At 70.9% G+C, this 3667-nt stretch carries 4 protein-coding genes and 1 pseudogene; 3 read left to right on the top strand and 2 right to left on the bottom strand.

The window, feature by feature from the left end:
* Both ACTIR_RS27525 and nth read right to left on the bottom strand, forming a co-directional pair.
* Positions 1–193, bottom strand: a pseudogene (locus tag ACTIR_RS27525) (TlpA family protein disulfide reductase); the annotation flags it as partial.
* Positions 190–960 carry an endonuclease III gene (gene nth / locus ACTIR_RS0113285; RefSeq protein ID WP_411431331.1) on the bottom strand — a complete coding sequence of 257 codons (771 nt, stop codon included), beginning with the start codon at positions 958–960 and terminating at the stop codon, positions 190–192. The gene nth and the pseudogene ACTIR_RS27525, both read right to left, overlap by 4 nt.
* A gap of 118 nt (positions 961–1078) precedes the next feature.
* Here nth and ACTIR_RS0113280 point away from each other — a divergent pair, with 118 nt between their 5' ends.
* The 3 genes from ACTIR_RS0113280 to ACTIR_RS23220 form a co-directional block, all read left to right on the top strand.
* A complete protein-coding gene (locus ACTIR_RS0113280) occupies positions 1079–1330 on the top strand; it encodes a hypothetical protein (protein ID WP_007025210.1) in 252 nt (83 codons plus the stop codon).
* Positions 1331–1573: 243 nt separating this feature from the next.
* On the top strand, positions 1574–2248 hold the full coding sequence (locus ACTIR_RS0113275) for a Crp/Fnr family transcriptional regulator (protein WP_007025211.1): 675 nt from the start codon (positions 1574–1576) through the stop codon (positions 2246–2248).
* A 749-nt stretch (positions 2249–2997) separates the two neighbouring features.
* The coding region (locus ACTIR_RS23220; protein WP_154663753.1) for an MFS transporter at positions 2998–3667 on the top strand (670 nt) is incomplete at its 3' end.

Below are 3667 nucleotides of genomic sequence, written 5' to 3'. Positions count from 1 at the left end.
GCTCCGGGGCACCGCCCGACGGGCACCGGTCCAGGTCGGCCCGGGCCCGCGCCTCGGCGAGTCCGCCGTCGTCGCGGTCCGCTCCCGCCCCCGGCCCTTCCGCCGGGTCGACCCCGAGGCGCGGCAGCAACGCCACGAGAAGGGCCAGCGCGAGGATGCCCGCCGCCAGCGCCCACTTCGTCGCCCTGGTCATGGTCCCGTCACCAGCCCGAGCAGGTGGTCCCGTTCCGGCCCCCGGACCAGCTTCGCCGCCGCGTCGAACTCCGTCGGACCGGTCCCGTAGGACGGGCAGTCGCGGGCCAGCGGGCAGGCACCGCAGGCGGGTCTGCGCGAGTGACACACCCGCCTGCCGTGAAAGATCACCCGGTGCGACAGCATGGTCCACTCCTTACGTGGGAAGAGGTCGCCGACCTCGTGTTCGACCTTCACGGGGTCGTCGGCGACGGTCCAGCCCCAGCGCCGCACCAGCCTGCCGAAGTGGGTGTCGACCGTGATGCCCGGCACCGCGAACGCCTCACCGAGCACCACGTTGGCGGTCTTGCGCCCCACCCCGGGCAGTTTCACCAGCGCGTCGAGCGATCCGGGGACGGCACCGTCGTGCCGCTCCAGGAGCGCCGCGCCGAGCTTCATCAGCGAGGACGCCTTGTTCCGGTAGAAGCCGGTCGGCCGGATCAGCTCCTCCAGCTCCACCCGGTCGGCCCCGGCGTAGTCGGCCGCCGTGGGGTAGCGGGCGAACAGCGCGGGCGTGACCTGGTTGACCCGTTCGTCCGTGGTCTGCGCCGAGAGGATGACCGCGACCAGCAGATCCAACGGTGTGTCGAAATCCAGCTCGCAGTGGGCGTTTGGGTAGGCGGTGTCGAGGCAACGCTTCATACGCCGCGCGCGTCTGACCAACGACAACCGGCTCTCTTCAGCGAACGTGCGCCCCCTCCGGGGGCCCTGACCGACCGACGACGACACCCCGCTAGCCTACGTGCGCCGTCCGGGGAGTCGACCACACGTGCGTCGCTGACGTCGGGCCAACACCGGACGTGGCAACGACGACCGAGCCGGGCGTGAGCGAGTGACCGGGAGTGATATGACCGTCTGGTTCGTGATCCTCGTGCCGATCGTGGTGATGGGCTTCGCCCTGTTCATGGAACGTGTCGAGAACCATCTCCGGCACGTATCGGTGCGCGGTGAGGACGTGGAGGAGTTCCTCGAACAGGCCCGGCCCGACGAGGTCAGGGCACTGTACGGGCACGGCATCGGCCGCGCGCTCGAACTTTTCCGGCTGCGTCGTCTCGCCGGGAAGACGGCCAAGGGCAGGGGTCGGGGAATGCGGCGTTAGGCTTGCCTGTCGGACGGGATCCCTCCGTCGGCCCCTCGGACGTGCGAATTCGACCGAGGGGGACAGTGCGTGTCCGGGTGTACGCGCTGCGTTCGCGAGGGCCAGGATACCCCCTGGTCCGCACTCGCGCGAGCGGCCCGAGCGGGGAGCGATCTCGAGGGCACGCCCTACACTGCATGTAGTGATCGGCGTCATCCTCCTCCACCCGGGGGACGGATGGTCGCTACCCGAAGGAGGCACGAGGTGGACGAGACCCTGGCCCGCGCGGGCATCTTCCAGGGTGTGGAACCGGCGGCGGCCGAGGCGCTCGCGCAGACCTTGGAGACAACGGAGTTTCCCCGGGGCCACGTCATCTTCAACGAGGGCGAGCCCGGGGACAAGCTCTACATCATCAAGTCGGGCAAGGTGAAGATCGGCCGCAAGTCCGCGGACGGCCGCGAGAACCTGTTCCAGATCATGGGACCGTCGGACATGTTCGGCGAGCTGTCGATCTTCGACCCCGGTCCGCGCACGTCGACCGCCACGACGGTGACCGAGGTCAGCTCGGTCACGATGGACCGGCCCGCCCTGCGGCAGTGGATCTCGACTCGGCCGGAGATCGCCGAGCAGCTGCTGCGCGTGGTGGCCCGCAGGCTGCGCCGCACGAACAACATGGTCGCCGAACTGATCTTCACCGACGTCCCCGGCCGGGTGGCCCGGGCGCTGCTGCAGCTCGCGCAGCGGTTCGGCAGTCAGGAGGCGGGCCTGCTGCGGGTCACCCACGACCTGACGCAGGAGGAGATCGCCCAGTACGTCGGCGCGTCGCGGGAGACGGTGAACAAGGCACTGGCCGACTTCGCCCACCGCGGTTGGCTGCGGCTGGAAGGCAAGAGTGTGCTGATCCTCGACCCGGAGCGACTGGCCCGCCGGGCCCGCTGACCCGGGCGCACCCACCGGAACACGCCCCGGGTCAGTGTCGACCCCGGGCGGTCACCGGGTAGGCGCGGACGCCGTCCGCGCTCGACGCACGTCCCCCGACGTGCGAGATCCTCCGACACGCGAAACGCACACGAGTCGTGTGTACCCCCGCACGCGCCCCGGGCTCGCCGTACGGCGACGTCCCGCCGGGCGGCGACATCGTCTCGCGGGAAGACCGACATCGTCTCGCGGAAACACTTCGGACCGGGCATCCGGACATACGAACAAGGGGCCGGGTGCCACCCCCGACGTGGCACTGTCCGGCCCCTTGTCCGTTCGCGCGGACCGTCCCCCGACCGCCCGCGCTCCCCGCCCTCCGGTCTAGGCCCCGACCCGAAACCCGGAGGGAGTCTCACGCGACGCCACCGTCCGTGGCACCGCACCGTTTCGTCTCGTTGTCGTCGCACCGTCGTTGTACGGTCGATGTCCCGGCGTCCCCGGTGTCCGGGGTGCCGCTTCCGATCGGACCGGAATCAGGGTCGCACGACCCGTACCGGTCGCCTCAAGAACTTTCACCCCTATAGACGCCCGGGACGCGGCTGGGATGCCCGAAGTTCGGGCACCGTTATCGGTCCGTTATGCGATTACCCGACGGGGGGTGTCCTTACACCTCGATCGGGCGAAATTTGTCCGATTCAACCCCGGGCCCGGTGCACCACTCCCGGGGGCTGAAGCGGTACCGCCGTACCATCCCCAGCATACTGGTACGCATGTCCCAGACGTCGGCCCACGGACGGACGACCCTGTCCGACTACCGGGTGGCCCTGAGCACACCCGAGGCGCGCGGTCCGGTGGCCGCCTCCGCGCTCGCGCGGTTGCCGATCGCGATGATCGGGCTGTCGGCCCTGTTGTACGTGCAGCAACGCACACACGACTTCGCGGTCGCCGGCCTCGTCTCGGCGGGCACCCTGGTCGGGGTCTCGATCGGGTCGGTGGCCCAGGGACGACTCATCGACCGGTTCGGCCCGACCCGGCCGCTGCTGGTCGCCTCCGCCCTGTTCTCCGCACTCCTCACCCTGCTCATCGGGGCGATCGAAGCGGGAAGCGCCGCGGCCGTCCTGATCGCCGCGGCCTTCGGGATCGGGGTCACCGAACCGATGACCGGCTCCGCCTCCCGCGCACTGTGGGGCAGGCTGCTCCCGGCCGGTCCCGCGCGGGACGCCGCCTACGCCTACGAGGCGATCAGCATGGAGGTCTTCTTCATCCTCGGCCCCGGACTCGCGGGGGTGCTGGTCACCGCGCCGTGGCCGGGGACGGGACTCGTGGTGGGCGGTGGGCTCCTCCTCGCCGGTTCGGTCGCGTTCGCGCTGAGCCGACCGGTGCGGGCCTGGGGACCGGCCACCGGACGCCGCGGTCCGCTGCTGGGCGCGTTGGCCGGGC

This window comes from Saccharomonospora iraqiensis subsp. iraqiensis (assembly GCF_000430445.1).
GTDB classification, from domain to species: Bacteria; Actinomycetota; Actinomycetes; order Mycobacteriales; family Pseudonocardiaceae; genus Saccharomonospora; species Saccharomonospora iraqiensis.
Note: the sequence above shows the minus strand (reverse complement) of the source record. Positions and strands in the feature narration are given on the sequence as shown.